Source organism: Dyella tabacisoli (assembly GCF_003350925.1).
GTDB classification, from domain to species: domain Bacteria; phylum Pseudomonadota; class Gammaproteobacteria; order Xanthomonadales; family Rhodanobacteraceae; genus Dyella_C; species Dyella_C tabacisoli.
Genome location: NZ_KZ857178.1, coordinates 137,429 through 156,768, shown reverse-complemented (window position 1 = coordinate 156,768; position 19,340 = coordinate 137,429). Strand labels below are relative to the sequence as shown.

15 protein-coding genes and 1 pseudogene are annotated in these 19,340 nt (G+C 58.4%); 8 read left to right on the top strand and 8 right to left on the bottom strand.

All coding sequences use genetic code 11. From position 1 onward, the window contains the following. Nucleotides 1-3 precede the first annotated feature (3 nt). The 7 genes from DVJ77_RS14530 to dnaA form a co-directional block, all read right to left on the bottom strand. Complete coding sequence (locus DVJ77_RS14530) at nucleotides 4-759, bottom strand: MotA/TolQ/ExbB proton channel family protein (protein WP_114846225.1); 756 nt, start codon at nucleotides 757-759, stop codon at nucleotides 4-6. Between the two features lie 46 nt (nucleotides 760-805). Further along, complete coding sequence (locus tag DVJ77_RS14525) at nucleotides 806-1,351, bottom strand: energy transducer TonB (RefSeq protein ID WP_417323625.1); 546 nt, start codon at nucleotides 1,349-1,351, stop codon at nucleotides 806-808. A gap of 314 nt (nucleotides 1,352-1,665) precedes the next feature. Next, a complete protein-coding gene (locus DVJ77_RS14520) occupies nucleotides 1,666-2,958 on the bottom strand; it encodes a tetratricopeptide repeat protein (RefSeq protein WP_191983700.1) in 1,293 nt (430 codons plus the stop codon). Nucleotides 2,959-3,347: 389 nt separating this feature from the next. Then, on the bottom strand, nucleotides 3,348-5,768 hold the full coding sequence (gene gyrB, locus DVJ77_RS14515; protein ID WP_114846223.1) for a DNA topoisomerase (ATP-hydrolyzing) subunit B: 2,421 nt from the start codon (nucleotides 5,766-5,768) through the stop codon (nucleotides 3,348-3,350). 76 nt (nucleotides 5,769-5,844) lie between these two features. Continuing rightward, on the bottom strand, nucleotides 5,845-6,924 hold the full coding sequence (gene recF / locus DVJ77_RS14510) for a DNA replication/repair protein RecF (protein WP_114846222.1): 1,080 nt from the start codon (nucleotides 6,922-6,924) through the stop codon (nucleotides 5,845-5,847). Nucleotides 6,925-7,022: 98 nt separating this feature from the next. Further along, nucleotides 7,023-8,123, bottom strand: coding sequence for a DNA polymerase III subunit beta (gene dnaN, locus DVJ77_RS14505; protein ID WP_114846221.1), 1,101 nt, complete (start codon nucleotides 8,121-8,123; stop codon nucleotides 7,023-7,025). Between the two features lie 263 nt (nucleotides 8,124-8,386). After that, entirely contained in the window at nucleotides 8,387-9,727 is a 1,341-nt protein-coding gene (gene dnaA / locus DVJ77_RS14500; RefSeq protein ID WP_114846220.1) for a chromosomal replication initiator protein DnaA, read from the bottom strand. 203 nt (nucleotides 9,728-9,930) lie between these two features. On the opposite strand from dnaA, the gene rpmH reads away from it, so the two are divergent. The 6 genes and pseudogenes from rpmH (at nucleotide 9,931) to DVJ77_RS14470 (ending at nucleotide 14,927) form a co-directional block, all read left to right on the top strand. Continuing rightward, the gene (gene rpmH, locus DVJ77_RS14495; RefSeq protein WP_019464789.1) at nucleotides 9,931-10,068 is read left to right on the top strand and encodes a 50S ribosomal protein L34; all 138 of its coding nucleotides are present in this window, start codon (nucleotides 9,931-9,933) and stop codon (nucleotides 10,066-10,068) included. Between the two features lie 14 nt (nucleotides 10,069-10,082). After that, nucleotides 10,083-10,463 carry a ribonuclease P protein component gene (gene rnpA, locus DVJ77_RS14490; RefSeq protein WP_114846219.1) on the top strand — a complete coding sequence of 127 codons (381 nt, stop codon included), beginning with the start codon at nucleotides 10,083-10,085 and terminating at the stop codon, nucleotides 10,461-10,463. Between the two features lie 63 nt (nucleotides 10,464-10,526). Further along, entirely contained in the window at nucleotides 10,527-12,248 is a 1,722-nt protein-coding gene (yidC, locus tag DVJ77_RS14485; protein WP_114846218.1) for a membrane protein insertase YidC, read from the top strand. A 117-nt stretch (nucleotides 12,249-12,365) separates the two neighbouring features. After that, nucleotides 12,366-13,709: a tRNA uridine-5-carboxymethylaminomethyl(34) synthesis GTPase MnmE gene (gene mnmE / locus DVJ77_RS14480; protein ID WP_114846217.1), complete on the top strand. Its 1,344-nt coding sequence runs from the start codon at nucleotides 12,366-12,368 to the stop codon at nucleotides 13,707-13,709. Nucleotides 13,710-13,724: 15 nt separating this feature from the next. After that, nucleotides 13,725-13,922, top strand: a pseudogene (locus DVJ77_RS21700) (hypothetical protein); the annotation flags it as partial. Between the two features lie 258 nt (nucleotides 13,923-14,180). Then, complete coding sequence (locus DVJ77_RS14470; RefSeq protein WP_162791498.1) at nucleotides 14,181-14,927, top strand: hypothetical protein; 747 nt, start codon at nucleotides 14,181-14,183, stop codon at nucleotides 14,925-14,927. Between the two features lie 256 nt (nucleotides 14,928-15,183). Here the strand turns inward: DVJ77_RS14470 and rbsK are convergent, their stop codons facing one another. Further along, nucleotides 15,184-16,104, bottom strand: a complete 921-nt coding sequence (gene rbsK / locus DVJ77_RS14465; RefSeq protein ID WP_114846214.1) for a ribokinase — start codon at nucleotides 16,102-16,104, stop codon at nucleotides 15,184-15,186. A gap of 147 nt (nucleotides 16,105-16,251) precedes the next feature. On the opposite strand from rbsK, the gene DVJ77_RS14460 reads away from it, so the two are divergent. Both DVJ77_RS14460 and DVJ77_RS14455 read left to right on the top strand, forming a co-directional pair. After that, entirely contained in the window at nucleotides 16,252-16,950 is a 699-nt protein-coding gene (locus DVJ77_RS14460; RefSeq protein ID WP_114846213.1) for a glutathione binding-like protein, read from the top strand. Nucleotides 16,951-17,098: 148 nt separating this feature from the next. Then, nucleotides 17,099-19,333 carry a S9 family peptidase gene (locus DVJ77_RS14455; protein WP_114846212.1) on the top strand — a complete coding sequence of 745 codons (2,235 nt, stop codon included), beginning with the start codon at nucleotides 17,099-17,101 and terminating at the stop codon, nucleotides 19,331-19,333. Nucleotides 19,334-19,340 lie beyond the last annotated feature (7 nt).

Here is a 19,340-nt window from a genome sequence, read left to right as displayed (position 1 = left end):
CCCTCACTTCTGGCCTTCGACGCGCGCACCGGTAGCGAAGAAGTCGTGCAGGTCATGCGCGAATTCGTCGAACTGAGCGTAAGTCAGGCGGTTCGAGCGATTGAAGAAGTTGTAGGCAAGCACGGCCGGGATCGCGGTGAACAGACCGAACGCGGTCATGATCAACGCTTCGCCCACGGGGCCAGCTACCGCTTCCATCGATGCGTTACCGGTTGCCGAGATCTTGATAAGCGCGTGGTAGATGCCCCACACGGTACCAAGCAGACCGATGAACGGTGCCGACGAACCGACCGTAGCAAGCAGGGTCAGACCGCCTTCAAGACGCAAGCTCTCGCGAGCCACGGCCTGACGCAGGGCACGATCGATGAATTCCGAGCGGCTCAGCGATTCGGCCAAACGGCCTGCGCCGGTGGAGGCCTGCTGGTGATGCGCCACGGCGGAAGCCGCGTCGAGAGCGATCTTGGAGAATGGTTCGCCCTTTGGCTGGGCTTCCAGGTCGCGGATAGCGTCCTGGGTGGAACCATTGTTCCAGAAACCGCTGATGACTTTGTCAGCGCGGCCGCGAACCATCGAGTTGCGGATGGCGTTGGCAATGATGAAGTACCAGGAGGCGAAGGACATCACCACCAGCACGACAAAGACGATCCAACCGAGGAAGTCAAAGTTGTGGATAAGGTGGTCGAAGCCCATCGACTTCATGGCTTCGGCGTTGGAGGTACCGCCCGCGGCCGGGGTCGGTGAAGGAGTCTGTTGGAACATAACGCTACCCTTGGAAGTCAAGCGTGAACTGTGACTGTAACTGGAATTACAGCTGATTTAGATTGAAGTTGATCGGAACGCGAGCGTAGCCTTCAACCTTTTGCCCGTTTCTGATGGTCGGATTGAAACGCCACTTTCGTGCTGTTTCGATCGCGGCCTGATCCAGCTCACGGTAACCGCTGGACGTCTCAACCTTGATGTCCTTTGGCGCACCATCGACACCGACCAGGATCATCAGCGTAACCGTGCCCTCGTGACGCTGGCGAATAGCCTGCGGCGGATACTTGGGCTGAATCCGGTTGTTATAGCTGAGATCCGAGCTGGCGGTGATGTCAGCCGGCGGTGCCGGTGGTGCTGGCGGTGCCGGTGGTGGTGCCGGAATCGGATTGCTACTCGCTTCTGTCACTGCCGGCGGCGGAGCCGGCGGTGGTGGTGTCGGCGGTGGCCTGAGCTGTTGGATGATCTTCGGCGGTGGCTGCTTCGGCGGCTCCGGCGGCGGCGGCGGTGGTGGCGGCGGCGGCGGCGGTGGCTCGATGAAGTTCACCTGGACGATGCGCTCTTTGTCCTTTTGCTGCTGCTTGGGCGGTGCCATAGGCGCCACCAACAGCAAGAACGCAAACGCATGGACTGCAATGGCAACTGCCAGCGCCCAGGTACGCCCCCAATTGAACGGCCTTTGGCCGCTTGATTCGTTACTTGAGGCCATCTGTCACTATCTGGAGCTAATCAATCGGAATGACGTGGTCACAGCATTCAGCGGCAAAGGATCCGAAGAGGATGACATTTGCCACTGGACACGAACACGGAATGGATTCAACGGTACAACAGCACATGGCGTTTGTATAGCACCTGTGAAGCATCGAGATGGACGTCTATCTGCCTCACAGGGTTATCTTCGGCCGTGTCTTATTTGCCGGCTCCTGCCTGCTTCAGCCATGCCTTGGCTTTGTCGGCTGAATCAGGCTGCTGCGCAGCTTTTTGCATTGCAGCGATCGCACCCGACTTGTTCTTTAAACCGCGCTCGGCCTCGGCCAGCAGCATGTAGGCCGTGCCTTTGCGCTGCACGCCTTTATCAATGCCCTGCTGGATCAAGGTCTTCGCTTCACTGAACTTGCTTTCGCTGATTAGTAGCTGGCCGGCGCGTATAGCCGCCTCGCCATCCTTAGCCAGCGGCATGGCCTTGCGATAGGCATCGATCGCCTTGGTGGGGCTCTCAGCGACATAGGCGGCGTCGCCGAGCAACTTGTAGTTGTCGTAACTGGCCGGCACGGCGCCCTTGGCGAATCCGTCTTCCAGCGTTGCCACGGCCTTGACCGCATTCGGCTTCGGATCGGAGGTTTCCTGACCCGTGACCAAGTACAACTTGGCCAGATTTACGTAATCTTTTTCGGTTTTGAATCCACCGGCGGCTTTGGATTTCTCCATTAGCTGAATCGCTTCGGGATACTTCTGCGACTGCATCAACACGGCGACGGCGTTGTTCAGTGCATTCGAATCGTTCGGGTTTGCGGCAAGCTGTTCCTGAGCGAGCTGAGCGGCCTGCTCACCCTGACCCGACTCGGCGTAGCTCGCCATCAGGATCTGGTTCCAACTGTCATTCGGCTTGGTGCTCAGCGATTGCGCTTTCTTGATCGCCGCGATCGCCGCAGGATATTTCTCAAGGCGATAGTTGGCGTTGCCTTCCAGCGCATAGGAATCGGCGGTTTCTTTCTTGCCCTCGGCGCGCCACTTCGCAATGGTGTCCAACGCCGGCTGGTATTGCTCGCTGGCCAGATAGAACTGGGCCAGCATGTACTCAAGCTGGAAGTAGGTGTCGTTGGGCAGCACGCCGTTGTCGAGGGAGCGCTTGAGCAGGTCGATGGCGCCTTTGACGTCGCCATCGTTGTAGTGAAGGTTGGCCATGCCCTGCAGTGCCAATGCTTGCGCGTACTTGCTCTTGCTGCTGTCGATGATCGGCTGCAGAACCTGCTCGGCCTTGGCTTTGTCTTGTGCGTTGACTGCATCAAGGCCTTCGTTGATGGCCTTCTGGTCTTTCTCGTTGTTCAGATCCAGCTTCGGCTCGGCCCGCGTTGTATTGGGATACAACACTTCCTTTTTCTCTTTGGAAGCGTTGCTGTCGCGTGCGATCACCGGGCTGCTCATCAGAACTAGCGCAAGTGCCGCGCCGGTCAGCAACTTGATGAGGGGAACGTGCTTCATGGCAGTCTCTCGTGTAAGAGTTCACGCACAAACTGTGCGGGGGATCACTGAGCGTAACCTGACCGGGCAGCAGATAACAAGTCGCACCGCCGCAAGAAACACTACACAGAATCAATGGCTTGCGAGATACGCAGTCGTATCCAATGGAATTTTCTTCTGCCATTGGTCATATTCGGCCCCGTCATCGCACGGGTATGCGCCTAAACCTGCCCCGCCGTACGCATCTAGAGCGTGTCGGCCAACCCCTACAAGAACTTTAATCTGCCACCCTGCGCATGGCTTCATTTGATAATGCACTATTGTGTTAGCGCATTAATACATAAGTATTACTATTGCCAGGTTTGGCGGGTATCGAACAGCTCTGCCGCTGTCCGATACCCGCCGCTGAGTCAGACGTCCAGATTGGCGACCTTCAGCGCGTTGGCTTCAATGAAATCACGACGCGGCTCCACCGCCTCGCCCATCAGCATGGAGAACATCTGGTCGGCGGCGAAAGCGTCCTCGACGCCCACTTGCAGCATGCGGCGAGTTTCGGGATTAACAGTGGTTTCCCACAACTGCTCCGGGTTCATTTCGCCGAGGCCCTTGAAGCGCTGAATGCTGCGGCCCTTCTTCGCCTCGTCCAACAACCAGTTTCGGACTTCGGCAAAGCTGAGTACGCCACGCGATGCATTGCCTCGGCGCACGACTGCCTCGGGTTGGATCATGCCGGCGAGCTGCTGGCTGGCATGCAAGATCGGGCGGAACTCCGCACCGGAGAAAAATGGCTGCGTCAGCACCCAGGTATGGCTCAGCCCGTGCTGATCGCGCACCACTTCGATGGCCGCAGGTTGTTCGTCCAAGGCTGGGCGCAAGGCCAGTCGGTAGCGGGGTTTGCCCAGCCCGCTCGCAGCAAGTCGCTTGGTGGCAACATCGAGCCAGGCCTGCATGGCGCTTGCATCGCTCCACAAGGCGGGTTCGATCGCGGTGTGCTCCAACAATGCGGTGAGTACATTGGTGTCAAAGCGGTGGCCAAGACGAGCGATTTGATCCAGGGCGGCCTGGTAATCGCGCAACAGTTTTTCCAGGGCTTCGCCGGTAATTCCCGGTGCGTCTGGGCTGTATTGCAGCTCGGCGTTATCGACGGCGCTGGAGATCAAATAAGCATTCAGTGCGGCATCGTCTTTCAGATACAGCTCTTGCTTGCCCTGCTTCACTTTGTACAAAGGCGGCAGGCCGATGTAGACGTGACCGCGCTGGATCAGCTCAGGCATTTGCCGGTAGAAGAAGGTCAATAGCAAGGTGCGGATATGCGAGCCGTCGACGTCCGCGTCGGTCATGATGACGATGCGGTGATAGCGGAGTTTGTCCGGGTTGTATTCCTCTTTGCCGATGCCGGTACCCAACGCCGTGATAAGCGTGCCGACCTCGGCCGAAGCCAGCATCTTGTCGAAACGGGCTTTTTCCACGTTGAGGATCTTGCCCTTCAACGGAAGCACAGCCTGAGTTTTGCGGTTGCGCCCCTGCTTGGCTGAGCCGCCTGCGGAATCGCCCTCGACCAGAAACAGTTCGCACAGTGCCGGGTCTTTCTCCTGGCAGTCGGCCAACTTGCCCGGCAGACCGGCGATGTCGAGCGCGCCCTTGCGGCGAGTCATTTCGCGCGCTTTGCGCGCAGCTTCACGCGCGCGGGCGGCATCGACGACCTTGGAAGCAATCGCCTTGGCTTCGCTCGGATGCTCAAGCAAGAATTCGCCCAGCTTCTCGTTGACCGCTTGTTCGACCGCGGTCTTTACCTCACTGGAAACCAGCTTGTCCTTGGTTTGCGACGAGAACTTCGGGTCGGGTACTTTGACCGAAAGCACCGCAATGAGGCCTTCGCGCATGTCGTCGCCCGACAGCGCTACCTTGGCGTTCTTGGCCAGCCCTTCTTTTTCGATATAGCTCTGCAAGGAACGGGTTAGCGCCGCGCGGAAACCGGTGAGATGGGTACCGCCATCACGCTGTGGGATGTTGTTGGTGAAGCAGAACATCGTCTCCTGGTAGGAGTCGGTCCACTGCATGGCCAATTCGACGCTGATACCGTCTTGCTGGGCGCTGAGGCTGATGACGTTCGGATGCAACGAGGTCTTCAACTGGGCCAGATGCTGCACAAAAGAGCGGATACCGCCCTCGTAGGCAAACGTGTCATGCCGTGGCTCGCCGGTACGCTCGTCCTTCAACTCAATGGTGACGCCTGAGTTGAGGAAGGCCAGCTCGCGCAGGCGCTTGGCCAGAATCTCGTAATGAAATTCGATATGGGTAAAGGTCTGCGGGCTTGGCAGGAACCGCACCGTGGTGCCGCGCTTGCTGGTCGGACCGACCACTTTCAGCGGGTATTGCGGCTCACCGTGCGCGTATTCCTGGCTGTGCTCCTGGCCTCCGCTGTAAATCGTCAGCCACAAACGCTCACTAAGCGCGTTTACCACCGAGACGCCAACGCCATGCAATCCGCCCGATACCTTGTAGGAATCGGCGTCGAATTTGCCGCCGGCATGCAGCACGGTCATCACAACTTCCGCTGCGGACCTGCCCTCCTCTGGATGGATATCCACCGGGATACCGCGGCCGTTATCGCTGACGCTGATCGAACCATCGTCGAGCATGGTGACGATCACATGATCGCAATAGCCTGCCAACGCTTCGTCGATGGCGTTATCGACGACTTCGAACACCATGTGATGTAGACCGGTGCCGTCATCGGTGTCACCGATATACATGCCAGGGCGCTTGCGCACCGCTTCCAGGCCCTTGAGTACCTTGATGTTGCTCGAATCGTATGATGCGTTGTTCATGCCCTGCCCATTTCTTGACGCCAGCGACCCCGCCCGGCATGGCGTCGTAGAGGCCGGGCAAGGGGACAATCGGTGATTATAGCAGGGGTGCCAGCCTGCCCTGTTCCACGTGGAACACACGCGCTTCTGGACCTTGCAGGGCCTGTGGAAGCTCGGTGCCGGTGAGCAGTACCTGAGCGTTTGCCACGCGTAACTGATCCACCACGGCTTGCTGATGCGCCAGATCTAACTCTGAGGCCAAGTCGTCGAGACACATGACGGGCCATTCCCCGCGATGTTCAGCATAGAGAACCGCTTGAGCCAGCAAACAGGCCAACGCGGTAAGTTTTTCCTGCCCGCGCGAAAGATGCTCGCGCAAAGGCGCCAGCTCGAAAACGATCGACCAATCCGCTCGATGAACACCGCTGGTCGTGTGACCTCGGGCCAGGTCCCGACCTCGTTGCATTCGAAGCTGTTCGGCTAGCGAAAGATCGTCAGGCCACCCCCGTCGGTATCGAAGCTCAACCGAACCAAGCTCTGGAAGCAGGCCAGCCATGCTTTCCGCCAGCTTGGGCCGCAGTTGCTCAAGGTATAGCTGCCGTTGCTGATCGATCTCATGGCCCGATTGAGCTAGCTCGGCCTCCCAAGGCAAAAATAGAGCGTCCGATACCGATTCCCCACTACGCAACAAGCTATTCCGTTGCTTAAGTGCTCGTTGGTAACGCCGCCAAGCACCAAGAAAGGCATGTTCCACGTGAAACACACCCCAATCGAGATAGCGGCGGCGTTCTTCGGCTGCCCCCGCGATCAGGGCATGCGAACCAGGTTCAAAACACACCACGGCGCATTCACGGACAAGACGGCCTATGGGTACTCGTTCGCCGTCAACGCGTGCATCCCAACGGCTCCCCTCTTTCCCAAGCCCCAGTCGACATAGCCGAGTGTCGGTGTGCCGCAATTCGGCAAAAACAGCCAAGGAGGATGCATTTCGCTGCAGCAGGGCCTCTTTGGCGCCGTTTCGGAAAGATCGGGCATGCGAGAGCAAGAAAACCGCTTCGAGAATGCTGGTTTTGCCGGCGCCGTTAGCACCGATGAAGACATTTATTCCGGCAGCAAGCGAAAGGCTCACTTCGCCCAGGCAACGCAGTCCCTGAATGCGCAAGGTTTCAAGCCTCATCCGACGAGGCCCATAAGCAAGAACGCCGGAGTGTCTGACGACAACTCCGGCGCTGCATGAAAAGCCCACCGCTTGGCGGCAATCACGCGATCTCCGCTTTAGAGCCGCAAAGGCATGATGACGTGGCGAGCTTGGTCGTTATCGTCTTCTTGCACCAGACAGCTTGACTGCGCATCACGCAGGCTTAAACGGGCCTTTTCGCTACGCAATGCAGACAAAGCATCCAGCAGGTAACCCACATTGAAGCCAACAGCCAAGTCTGAAACGACGGTATCGGCCTCCAGCTCTTCGACGGCCTCTTCTTGCTCGGGATTGTGCGCAACGATGCGTAACTTCCCTGGCGAAAGCTCCAGCTTTACACCGCGGTACTTCTCATTGGACAGAATCGCAGCGCGTTGCAAGGCACCGCGCAGAACTTCCCGATCGAGTGTTGCCGTTTTATCGGCACCCAGCGGAATCACTGCTTCGTAATCCGGGAAACGCCCGTCGATCAACTTGGAGGTAAAGGTCACGTCGCCACGCCGAACACGCAGGTGATTACGGCCAAATTGCAACTCGACGATACCGTCACCGGTTTCAAATAGGCCAACCAGCTCGTTAACGCCTTTACGCGGAATGATGATCTGGCGACGTGCTTTTACCGAACTCTCGAGCTGTGTTTCTTTCAAGGCCAAACGGTGGCCATCGGTAGCGACACAACGCAGGGTATGTTCCTGCAGATCGAGCAACATGCCGTTCAAGTAATAGCGCACGTCTTGATTGGCCATCGCGAACGATGTCCGTTCCATCAAATCACGCAAAACCTCTTCTGGGAGAGCGACCTGCTCCACCAGCTCGATTTCGTCGATGGTCGGAAACTCCGTCGCCGGCAGCGTCGCCAAAGTGAAGCGACTGCGCCCGGCATTCAAAGCGACACGATCGCCATTGAGTTTCAGCTCGATGCGCGCGCCGTCCGGAAGTGCACGCACGATGTCGAACAATTTACGCGCCGGTATGGTGATTTCGCCGTCGACCAATTTCTCGGCATCAGTCGTTGCCACCATTTCGACTTCGAGATCGGTACCGGTCAGCGAGAGTTTGCCGTCGGCGACGCGGACTAGCAGGTTGGCGAGCACGGGCAAAGTTTGGCGACGTTCGACAACGCCAACCACCTGTTGCAAAGGCTTGAGTAGAGCTTCTCTTTGGATGCTGAATTGCATATTTGCGCTTCCCCTAAACTGCTGTTCTGTTTTTTAAAAGAAGTTTAGTAGTAGTGGTTGTTGTCCGTGGATAACTTTTTTTCGCTGAAAACTACTTTTAGATCAAATATTTACGTGAAAAAGGCGTTGTGTTCAAAGTTGCCTTATGCGTGTGTGTGACTTGTGGATAACTCAGAGTGGCCGATTCATCCACCTATTATCCACAGCTAGCCCACCCACTTATCAAGCGCTTATACAGTCAGCATCGTCACACAATCTTTCAATCAGCCCGTGAGGATGCGAATGAGCTGTTCCCAGTCTTGACGCATGCGCGTGTCGGTTTCGCAGAGTTTGCGAATCGTGCGACATGCGTGCAGAACGGTGGTGTGGTCACGGCCACCGAAAGCGTCGCCAATCTCGGGCAAGCTGTGTTCGGTCAATTCTTTGGATAGCGACATGGCCATCTGGCGCGGACGCGCCAAAGAGCGCACTCGCCGTTTGGAGAGCAGATCCTGCAGACGCACCTGGTAGTAATCGGCGACGGTCTTCTGGATATTCGGTACGGTGACCGCCTGCGCGTGCGTCGCCAACAGATCGCGTAGGGTTTCTTCGGCGAACTCCGTGGTGATGGGCTTGCCGTAGAAGTTGGCGCGGGCGGCCAGCGTGTTGAGCGCACCTTCCAGGTCGCGCACATTGGAGCGGATGCGCTTGGCCAGCAGCATGGCCACGCTCTCGCTGACATTGACGCCCTTGTCGTGGGCTTTGGATAGCAGAATCGCCGCGCGCGTTTCGAAATCAGGCGGCTCGATCGCGACGCTCAGACCCCAACCCAAACGAGACTTCAGCCGAGGCTCCAGCTTGTCGACTTCTTTCGGGTAGCGGTCGCAGGTGAGGATGATTTGTTGCTTGGACTCAAATAACGCATTGAAAGTATGGAAAAACTCTTCCTGCGTCGTGTCCTTGCCGGCAAAAAACTGGATGTCGTCAATCAGCAGCGCATCGACTGAGCGAAAGCGGCGCTTGAATTCGTCCATGCTCTTGGCGCGCAACGCCTCGATCATCGAGCCGACGAACTGCTCCGAGCGCAGGTACATCACCTTGCAGCCGGGGTTGTGTTCGCGCATGAGGTTACCGGCGGCGTGCATCAAATGGGTCTTGCCCAGGCCAGTGCCGCCGTAGAGCAACAACGGGTTATAGGCGCGGCCGGGGTTCGTCGCCACTTGCATCGCGGCAGCTTTGCCGAGTTGATTGGACTTGCCTTCGACGAAGGTTTCGAAGGTGTAGTGCGGGTCCAGATTGTGGTTGAAGGTGGGCGCCGGCGGTGCCGGTTCGGCCACTTGGGCCGGCCGTGCGACTGGCGCCGGCGGTTTGGCCACTTGGCGCGGCGCGCTGGAACCCACTTCGAGCCGTACCGTCAGGACATGTCCGGTCAATTGCTCCAGCATGGCCTCGATACGCGGCAGATAGCGCTCCCGGACCGTGTCCAGAGTGTATGGATTGGGTGCGAATAGCTGTAAGCCGTGCATGTCGTCGCGGGCCTGCAACGGCATCAGCCAGGTATGCAGATCCTCGGCGCTCAATTCGCCCTCAAGACGCTCCAGACAGCGCCGCCATAAGTCACTCATGAATTCGTCAACCACACTACAAAAAGGCGCTGATGCGCAGGGTGACCGGGTAGTCTAGCGCAGGCAGATCCCCGATCGGCATGGGATATCCACATATTTATCCACAGGTTGTTTCAGGGCGGAAATACAGCGGATTTGACAGATCCGCCGATTGCCTCGCATAATCTCCAACCTTTTTATCCACATACCTACAGGAGGAAGCCATGTCGAAGCGGACCTTCCAGCCCAGCAAGCTCAAACGCGCCCGCACCCACGGCTTTCGTGCCCGCATGGCTACCGCCGATGGTCGCAAGATCCTGAATGCGCGTCGCGCCAAGGGTCGCAAGCGCCTGATCCCGTAAGCGGTACGCTTGTGATGCGTACCGCCGGCCTGCCGCGCGAGGCGCGGCTCCGCCGAGCCGGTGATTTTGCTGCTCTACGTCATGCCAGCGGTCGCTTCGGCGGCCGCTGTTTTTCTGTGCGCTATCGTAACAACGAGCTTGGCCATGCCCGGCTTGGTCTGGCCATCTCCAAGCGGGTGTCCAAACTTGCGGTAGAGCGCAACCGAATCAAGCGACTGGTACGCGAGTCGTTTCGTCGCATCCAGCACGAACTACCTGCGGTTGATCTTATGGTGTTGGCGCGCGAGCAGGTTGTTGCCATGTCAGGCAACCAGTTGCTCACCGAGCTGGACGCACTATGGGCCAAGCTCAAGCCGTTGAAGCCAACAGACGCGACCGGCACAATCGCTCGCTGACCTATTTCTAACCGTCTCGCCGCGGCCCGGTGTCGCAGCGTCTTACACCGGATCTGCTTTGCGATGAATCAAACGCGTACGTTTCTTATCTTCGCCCTGCTGGCCGTGGCCTACATGCTATTCATGGCCTGGGAGAAGGATTACGCCCCGCATCCGGCGCCCAGCCCTGTGGTCGCCGCCAGTAGCGCGGGTGTGCCGAGTGCCGATGGCAGCATTCCAGGTGCTACCGCAGGCGCCCCGGCTGCCACCCCGCCCAGTGGCGGCAATGCGACCGAAGCCGCTCCCGCACAACAGATCACGATCAGCACCGACGTGTTGCGCCTTACCGTGGATACCCGCGGTGGCAGCGTGGTGCGTTCCGAGCTGCTGACCTACCCTTCCGAGCCACGCACGAAGAAGCAGCCGGACCCGGCGCCGGTACGTCTGCTCGACGATGAGCGCGTGCATTACTTCGTCGCGCAGAGCGGCCTGACCACCGTGCAGGGCGCAGATACGCCGAATGCACCGACGCATCTGTCGGTCTTTCAGAGTGCGAAAACCAGTTACGCCTTGGTCGATGGTCAGAACGAGCTGAAGGTAGACCTCACCTGGCAAGACGCGAGCGGCCTCAAGGTCATCAAGACCTATACACTCAAGCGCGGCAGTTTCGTTATCGATCTGGCCCAGCGTATCGACAACGGCGCTAGCGCTAGCTGGACCGGCAATGCCTACGAGCAGATGCAGCGGGTGGCACCACCAGGCACCAAGAGCTGGTGGCAGAACTTTAGCGACCCGGCCTCGCATAGTTTCTTTGGCGCCGCGTGGTACAGCCCGCAGGACAAATTCGAATCGCTGCCGTTTACCGATTTCCAGAAGAAACCGCTGAATCGCGCGATCACCGGCGGCTGGGCCGCGATGCTGCAGCACTATTTCTTCGTCGCCTGGATTCCGTCGGCCCAAGATGCGAGCACTTACGCCACCAGTGAAATCAATCCAGAGACCGCGCAGCCGATTTACCTGATTCGCACGCTCGGTCCTTCGATGACGGTGGCGGCCGGCCAGAGTGCGACCAGCACTTCGCGGTTGTATATCGGCCCGAAACTGCAAGGCACGCTGGATCTGGTCGCACCCGGTCTGGAGCTGTCGACCAACTACGGCTGGTTGACGGTGGTGGCGCAGCCGCTGCATTGGCTACTGTCCAAATTGCATGCGATCAGCGGCAATTGGGGTGTGGCAATCATCCTGTTGGTGCTGTTGCTGAAAGCCGCGCTGTGGAAGCTCACCGCGACTCAGTTCCGTTCCGGCGCCAAAATGCGCAAGCTGCAGCCTCGCGTCACCGCGCTCAAAGAGCGTTACGGCGACGACAAGATGAAGATGCAGCAGGCGATGATGGAGCTGTACAAGAAGGAAAAGGTCAACCCGATGGCAGGTTGCCTGCCGATTCTGGTGACCATGCCGGTGTTCTTTGGTCTGTATCGCGTCTTGATGGAAAGCGTCGAGCTGCGGCATGCGCCGTTCTTCGGCTGGTTGCATGATCTGTCTGCACCCGATCCGTTCTTCGTCTTGCCGGTGCTGTACGTGCTGGTGATGTTGGCCACCCAGTGGCTGACCCCGCCCGCCCCCGGCATGGACCCGGCCCAAGCGAAGATGATGAAGGTGATGCCGCTCATGTTCGGTGTGATGTTCTTCTTCTTCCCCGCCGGCCTGGTGCTGTACTGGGTGGTCAACGGCGCGACCAGCCTTGCCCAGCAGTGGTACATCACCCGCGCTGTCGATCGGGCTGACCTGAAAGCCAAAACCGCTTGATCGAAAAGGCCGCTAACGCGGCCTTTTCTTTGTAGCAGACTGACCGCGACGCTATGGATTGCTGTTAGCCAATTTGCCTCGGCAATAATCTTCCCCGTTCCCCGTTCCCCGGAAACCATGACCGCAAACACCGACACGATCACCGCGATCGCCAGCGCGCCAGGCGCTGCCGGAGTCGGCGTAGTGCGTGTGTCCGGCCCTGCGGTACCGGCCATTGCGCAAAATCTGCTCGGCCGAGAACCACAACCGCGCCATGCGCATTTCGCCGCGTTTCGCGATGTCGCAGGTGAGCTGATTGACCGCGGCCTGTTGTTGTACTTCCCCGCACCGGCCTCCTACACCGGCGAGCATGTACTGGAGCTGCAAGGACACGGTAGTGCTGTGCTGCTGGATGCATTGCTGCGCCGTGTTTGTGAACTCGGCGCGCGCTTGGCCCGACCCGGTGAATTTACCGAGCGTGCGTTTCTCAACGGCAAGCTCGATCTCGCTCAGGCCGAAGCAGTCGCCGATCTGATCGCGGCGCGCTCGCACGCTGGCGCACGCGCCGCGTTGCGCTCGATGGAAGGCGTTTTTTCGCGCAAGGTCGAAACCCTGCTGCAGGCATTGATCGCCTTGCGCGTACATATCGAGGCGGCGATTGATTTCCCCGAAGAGGAAATCGACTTTCTCGCCGATCCAGCGATAGCACGGCAACTCGAAGCTTTGCGAACGCAACTGGCCGAACTGTTGCGCGAAGCGCAACGAGGCCTTCGCCTCAATGATGGCTTGCGTGTAGCGATCATTGGCCGTCCAAATGCGGGCAAGTCCAGCTTGCTCAATGCGCTGGCCGGCAACGAACGCGCCATCGTTACCGACATCGCCGGAACCACCCGTGATGTATTGCGTGAACAACTGAGTCTGGATGGGATTGCGTTGGAGCTGGCCGATACGGCCGGGCTGCGCGATACCAACGATCCGATCGAGCGCGAAGGTGTGCGCCGCGCGCACGGTGAACTCGCTCGCGCCGACATTGCCTTGCTGGTCACCGATGCGCAAAACGCAGTCGGCGATCTCGCCCTGCTCGCCGATCTGCCGGGCGCTGTTGAGCGCCTGGTCCTGGTCAACAAGATCGATCTCGACCACACCGTCGAACATCACGAACAACGGGATGGCGCGACCTGGTTATGGGCTTCGGCGAAAACCGGTGCCGGTCTCGATGTTCTGCGTGAGCATCTCAAGCGCCTGGCCGGTGCCGGCAGCGGCGAAGGCGCCTTCAGCGCCCGGCGTCGCCATGTATTGGCCTTGCAACAAGTAGCCGTCCATCTCGATCATACGGCGCACGTACTCGATACCTCCCGTGCCGGTGAACTCGCCGCTGAAGAACTACGTCAGGCCCAGCACACGTTGGGCGAAATCACCGGCAGCTACAGCAGTGATGACCTGCTGGGGGCGATCTTCAGCTCGTTCTGTATCGGCAAGTAACCGTTCTTCGGCGTTACATCGCAACAGTCAGCACCCAGCGGCTTTAAGGCTTATCAAGCTCAAGCGGGCTTTAAATCCGCTCAGATCGATGTCATTGCAATGGTGAAACTGAGTGAGCTTGGGTCGGTGGCGGGCACGGTTTCGGCCAAGCAATTATGGGCGATGCCAAGAAAAGCTCGATCGTGCCATCGAGCATCAGTCTCGAATACGTGAGCTTTGTCATCTGGCGTTTCCGTTACGCAAATTTTCAGAACATTCTTATTTACTTTGACTGGACGACTTACCAGTCTGAAGCCGCCTCCAGCATTGCAACTTGAATGTACGGAGGTACAAGTCGACGCATTGCATCGATATGGACGCCGTTCTCAACATAGAAGGAGAAGGATCATGGGTGGTGGTTGTGCTTGCTATGAGTGGTAAATAAAAAGCGGCGCCTACGTGGCGCCGTTTCCGCAAGATCAGGGAGCGTTTATGAAATCAGCCGGATTGGTGTGGATACCAATGGCTATCGCCGGAGTATTTTTTTCTCCGACGTCGAAAGCACAAGAGACAGGTCAAACGAAAAATATGGAGGCCGTTACTGTTCTTGGAATAAGTAATCCACAAGAGCTCGATTTGAGGGCAATCAAAAAAAGTACCAGGCGTTTTACTGATATGCCTACTGGCCAAAGGGAAAAGGTCAGCCTTTCTTACTACCTGCATTTCAAGAAACCGTTCAATCCAGTCGATCTTGAGTTAGTTCTCATTGATGGGGACAGCGTGCAAGCGCTAAAAGTAAGAAAGAACAATCAAGTAGTGCTTCCCCATGGAATAAGTAACTTGTCCAAAGAGGCAAGAATAATTTCCAATGTCGAGAAGAAATCATTTTCTATCATATATAAGATAGATATCCAGCCAGATGCTAACGGACCTACCACCATCGGCTATCTGCGCGATGCAATAAAACAGGCGCGCGCCGCATGGAAGAAAGAGTACGGGATGGGTGCCGTTATGGTGCCGAAATTTGATTGCGCAACCTTTAAGTTTGCAACTCAGCAAGTCGTCTCCATAAACAGCACACCGGGAAGTGTGGATTCTCCTCTTTGGAGCTCAAGGCCCGGCATGGACATAGATGTTCATGTAGCGGATGCCAATTATTCGGATGACGCCGTCGTGAGCTGGGATAACGATCAGCTCATGCGAATCGCCACCTGCAAATGGAAGGCGAAAAATGAGTGAGCTCAATTTACCGTGCGAATGGTGGCTCCACAGAGGCTCAAATGCTCGTATCGAGTAAATCCGGTGATGCGCGCCTGAGCTTACCGCCAGCGCGATCGCTTACAGGCGACGAGCCGTAGCAGCTATATAGATTGGGCTGGCGATAGAGCCATGGCGTCTCGACGGAGCGGCGAATGGACCTGCCTGTCGTAAGAGGTCCTTCAAGTGAGTCGTTAACGTTGGCGGTCGCATAGAGCCAATGCAAACATTGCTCATTCTATGTAGTCAGTCTCTGAGTCTGGTTCGCCAGTAGCGTTTCAACCTCCCGCAGCGTCGGCATGCCGACTTGCGCGCCGAGCTTGGAAACCGATAACGCGGCGGCAGCGCAAGCCTTGCGCACGGCTATGGGCATGCCCTCGTGCAAGAAAACCGCAAGCGCCGCGTTGAAGGTATCGCCGGCGCCGGTGCTATCGACCACTTCGACTTTGAAGCTGGGCTGATGCATGGGTTCGGCGTTATCGCCGTACCACGCGCCTTCGGCACCACGTGTGAGTACTACCGGGCATGGGGCGCGACGCATCAAATTGCGGAAATCCTCATTTGAACCGTGCTGGTTGTCGACACCAAGCAGGATGGCTAACTCGTGCTGGTTGGGTGTGACACAACGTGCGAGCTTCAGCCATTCCATGGGAAGAGGTTGGGCCGGCGCGGGGTTCAGAATCACCGGTACGCCGAGGCGATGGCCAAGCCGCAGCGTTGCCTCGACCGTTACCAGCGGAATCTCCATCTGCACCAGCACGACATCGGCGCGAGCGATCATGGCCTCGGCCCGCTCTATCTGCTCCGGCGACACATACCTATTGGCGGCAGGCACCACGATGATCTGATTCTCGCCCTCGGCGACGGTAATGGAAGCGGTGCCGCTGGCGCAGTTATCAATGCGCTGCACATGCTCCAACGCGATACCTTCGCGTGCCAAGCCATCATGTAGCTGTTGGCCGAAAGCATCGTCGCCGAGTGCGCCGATCAGCGCTACTTCAGCACCGAGACGCGCGGCGGCGACGGCCTGATTGGCTCCCTTGCCGCCATGGGCGGTGAGGAAGTGCTCGCCGAGAAGGGTCTCTCCGGCACCAGCGAAGCGTGGCGCTAAGGTCACCAAATCCATGTTGATGCTGCCTACCACCACGATACGTGTCATACCTCTACTCCGTTTGTTGCGCCACGAGCGGCCAAAAAGCATAGCCGTAGATCTCGGGTGGCAGCACCCTCCCCGCTGCGCCGCACTTGAAAGCCCGGCTTGGGGCCCCGAGTTCGAAGCGATCCGCCATCGAAGGAGTATCCACCCATGATCGAGCTGCATTACTGGCCCACGCCTAACGGTCACAAGATCACGATGTTCCTGGAAGAGTCCGGCCTGCCTTACACCATCAAACCGGTAAATATCGGCAAGGGCGAGCAGTTCGAGCCGACCTTTCTGGCCATTTCGCCGAACAACCGTATGCCGGCCATCGTCGATACCGCGCCGGCCGATGGCGGCGCGCCGCTCAGCGTGTTCGAATCGGGTGCGATCTTGCAATATCTGGCCGACAAGAGCGGGCGCTTTCTGCCGACCGAGCCGCGTGATCGATATCGGGTGCTCGAATGGCTGTACTGGCAGGTTGGTGGCCTTGGTCCGATGCTGGGACAGAATCATCACTTCAACCGCTACGCGCCGGAAAAGATTCCCTACGCGATCGATCGTTACGTCAACGAAACCCGTCGTCTCTACGGCGTGTTGAACAAGCGCCTGCAAGGCCGGGCCTTTATCGTGGGCAAGGATTACTCGATTGCCGATATGGCCGCCTATCCGTGGATCGTGCCGTACGAAGCACAGGGCATGTCGCTGGATGATTTTCCGCATGTCAAAGCGTGGTTCGAGGCGATCCGTGCGCGTCCGGCGACCCAGCGCGCCTATGCCCTGGGCGAGACCATCAAAGGCTATGTGGATATCAGCAAGGACGAAGAGGCGCGCAAGGTGTTGTTTGGGCAAGGCGTCAGAAGTTAGCTTAAAAGCTCAGCCCCCCAACCTAGCGGTAAACCAGGGTTGAAAGGCGCGTGGCACGCATCGCCACGCGTCTTCACGGTTCCTGCATGCTGGCATTCGTCAACTCGGCACGCTTTAATGCCCGCTTACTTGCACGGAGCGTAAGCCGATGCGCGCTTTTCTCTTTGCTGTCCTCATGACAGCGGCTCTGCCCACCATGGCCGAAAAACTCACCATCGAACGCATTTTTGAGGGCGGTAGCCTCGCCGGTCCGACGCCGCGCGGGCTGCAGATCTCGCCCGATGGCACGCGCGTTACTTTTCTGCGGGCGAAGCCCGACGATCAATTTCAGCTAGACCTGTGGGAATACCATCTCAAGGACAACAGCACTCGTCTGCTGGTCGATTCGAAAAAGCTGGAGCCACGCGGCGAAGTGCTTTCGGACGCTGAAAAAGCGCGCCGTGAGCGCGCGCGCACGGCGGGGTTCCGGGGCATCTTGAGTTATCAATGGTCGCCCGACGGCAAGCAGTTGCTGTTTCCTATCGGCGGCAAGCTTTATCTGTACGACCTGGCGGCCGAGAAGCCCGCGCCGCGTCAGCTCGACACCGGCGGCGACGTGCTTGATCCGAAGATCTCGCCGAAGGGGCATTACGTTTCTTATCTGCGCGAGCAAAACCTCTGGGTGATAGATCTGGGCACCGGCGCGGTACGCCAGCTCACTCACGATGGCGGTAACACCGTACACAACGGCGAGGCAGAGTTTGTCGCGCAAGAGGAAATGGATCGTAGCGAGGGTTACTGGTGGGCACCGGACGATAGTGCGATCGCGTTCGAGCGCTACGACGAGGCCAAGGTGCCGGTCACCAAGCGAACCGAGGTCTACGCCGACCGCACCGAGGTGATCGATCAGCGCTATCCGGCCGCTGGCGACCCGAACGTAGCCGTGAAGCTGGGGCTGGTCGCACCTGGCGGTGGCCAGCCACGTTGGATCGAACTTGGCAAAGGGACCGATATCTATTTGAATCGGGTGAAGTGGTTGCCCGATGCCAGGCACCTCAGCTACCAATGGATGCCACGCGGCCAACAGCAGTTGGAACTGAGGCTGGTGGACGCCAAGACGCTGGCGCAACGTACCTTGGTCACCGAGACCAGCCACACCTGGATCAACCTCAACGACGACTTGAGCTTTCTCAAGGACGGCAAGAGTTTCTTGTGGGGTAGCGAGCGTAGTGGCTATCACCATCTGTACCTATACGGCCTGGATGGCAAGCTCAAGCACGCCGTAAGCGCGGGCGATTGGCAGATCGACGGCCTGCTGGCGTTGGACGAACACAACGGCACGGTCTATATCAGCTCCAATCACGATTTCGTGCCGGATCGGCAGATCTATGCGCTGAAGCTCGATGGCAGCACCGCGAATGCGCCCGTACGCATCAGCCAGGGCGATGGCACTCACAACGCCTCGTTCTCGGCTAACGCGAGCTTTTATCTCGACACCTATGCCAATGCGCAAACGCCGCCGCAGGTCAGCGTGCACAAGCCGGACGGCAGCTTCGTCGGCTGGATCGAGCAGAACAAACTCGACGACAAGCATCCGTTCTGGCCGTATCTGGACAGCTTGGTCAAACCGGAATTCGGCACGTTGCAAGCCGCCGATGGACAGACCTTGCACTACCGCGTGTACAAGCCGCTTGGCTTTGATCCGAACAAGAAGTACCCGGTATTCAACACGTATTACGGCGGCCCGCACGCGCAGTTGGTCACTAATGGCTGGGGCGATTACTTCAATCAATACATGGCGGCGCAGGGCTTTGTGGTGTTTACCCTGGACAATCGCGGCATGGCGCGGCGCGGTCGCCGGTTCGAGGACGCGATCTATCAACAGCTAGGCGCCGTCGAAGTCGAGGACCAGCTCGCCGGTATTCATTGGCTGAAGTCACAGCCATGGGTGGACGCCAAGCGCATTGGCGTATTCGGCTGGAGCTATGGTGGCTATATGACCACCATGATGTTGTCCAAAGCCTCCGACGAGTTGGTGGGCGGCGTGGCCGTGGCACCGGTGACCGACTGGCGGCTCTACGACACCTTTTATACCGAGCGCTATCTGGGCCGTCCGCAAGACAACGAGGCGGGCTATACCCGCAGCTCACCGCTGGCCTGGCTCGATGGCCTCACGGCGAAGTTGTATCTGGTGCATGGCATGGCCGATGACAATGTGCTGTTTCTCAACTCGACCAAATTGATGGCGGAGCTGCAGAAGCGCGGCACCCAATTTCAGTTCATGGCCTATCCCGGCGCCAAACACGGTTTGAACTTGCCCGGTCAGCGCGGCCATGTGTATCACTTGATTGCCGATTTCTTTGAGCGGCAGGTGAAGGGCGCCCCGGCTGGCGGCGGACACTGAGCTGCAT

Bases quoted from the DNA above. Each gene is read 5' to 3' on its own strand.
- recF (WP_114846222.1), bottom strand. From the start codon at position 6,924: ATGAGGCTTGAAACCTTGCGCATTCAGGGACTGCGTTGCCTGGGCGAA.
- yidC (WP_114846218.1), top strand. From the start codon at position 10,527: ATGAATCAAACGCGTACGTTTCTTATCTTCGCCCTGCTGGCCGTGGCC.
- dnaN (WP_114846221.1), bottom strand. From the start codon at position 8,123: ATGCAATTCAGCATCCAAAGAGAAGCTCTACTCAAGCCTTTGCAACAG.
- DVJ77_RS14520 (WP_191983700.1), bottom strand. From the start codon at position 2,958: ATGAAGCACGTTCCCCTCATCAAGTTGCTGACCGGCGCGGCACTTGCG.
- mnmE (WP_114846217.1), top strand. From the start codon at position 12,366: ATGACCGCAAACACCGACACGATCACCGCGATCGCCAGCGCGCCAGGC.
- rpmH (WP_019464789.1), top strand. From the start codon at position 9,931: ATGTCGAAGCGGACCTTCCAGCCCAGCAAGCTCAAACGCGCCCGCACC.
- rnpA (WP_114846219.1), top strand. From the start codon at position 10,083: ATGCGTACCGCCGGCCTGCCGCGCGAGGCGCGGCTCCGCCGAGCCGGT.
- gyrB (WP_114846223.1), bottom strand. From the start codon at position 5,768: ATGAACAACGCATCATACGATTCGAGCAACATCAAGGTACTCAAGGGC.
- DVJ77_RS14530 (WP_114846225.1), bottom strand. From the start codon at position 759: ATGTTCCAACAGACTCCTTCACCGACCCCGGCCGCGGGCGGTACCTCC.
- DVJ77_RS14460 (WP_114846213.1), top strand. From the start codon at position 16,252: ATGATCGAGCTGCATTACTGGCCCACGCCTAACGGTCACAAGATCACG.
- DVJ77_RS14525 (WP_417323625.1), bottom strand. From the start codon at position 1,351: ATGGCACCGCCCAAGCAGCAGCAAAAGGACAAAGAGCGCATCGTCCAG.
- dnaA (WP_114846220.1), bottom strand. From the start codon at position 9,727: ATGAGTGACTTATGGCGGCGCTGTCTGGAGCGTCTTGAGGGCGAATTG.
- DVJ77_RS14470 (WP_162791498.1), top strand. From the start codon at position 14,181: ATGAAATCAGCCGGATTGGTGTGGATACCAATGGCTATCGCCGGAGTA.
- rbsK (WP_114846214.1), bottom strand. From the start codon at position 16,104: ATGACACGTATCGTGGTGGTAGGCAGCATCAACATGGATTTGGTGACC.
- DVJ77_RS14455 (WP_114846212.1), top strand. From the start codon at position 17,099: ATGCGCGCTTTTCTCTTTGCTGTCCTCATGACAGCGGCTCTGCCCACC.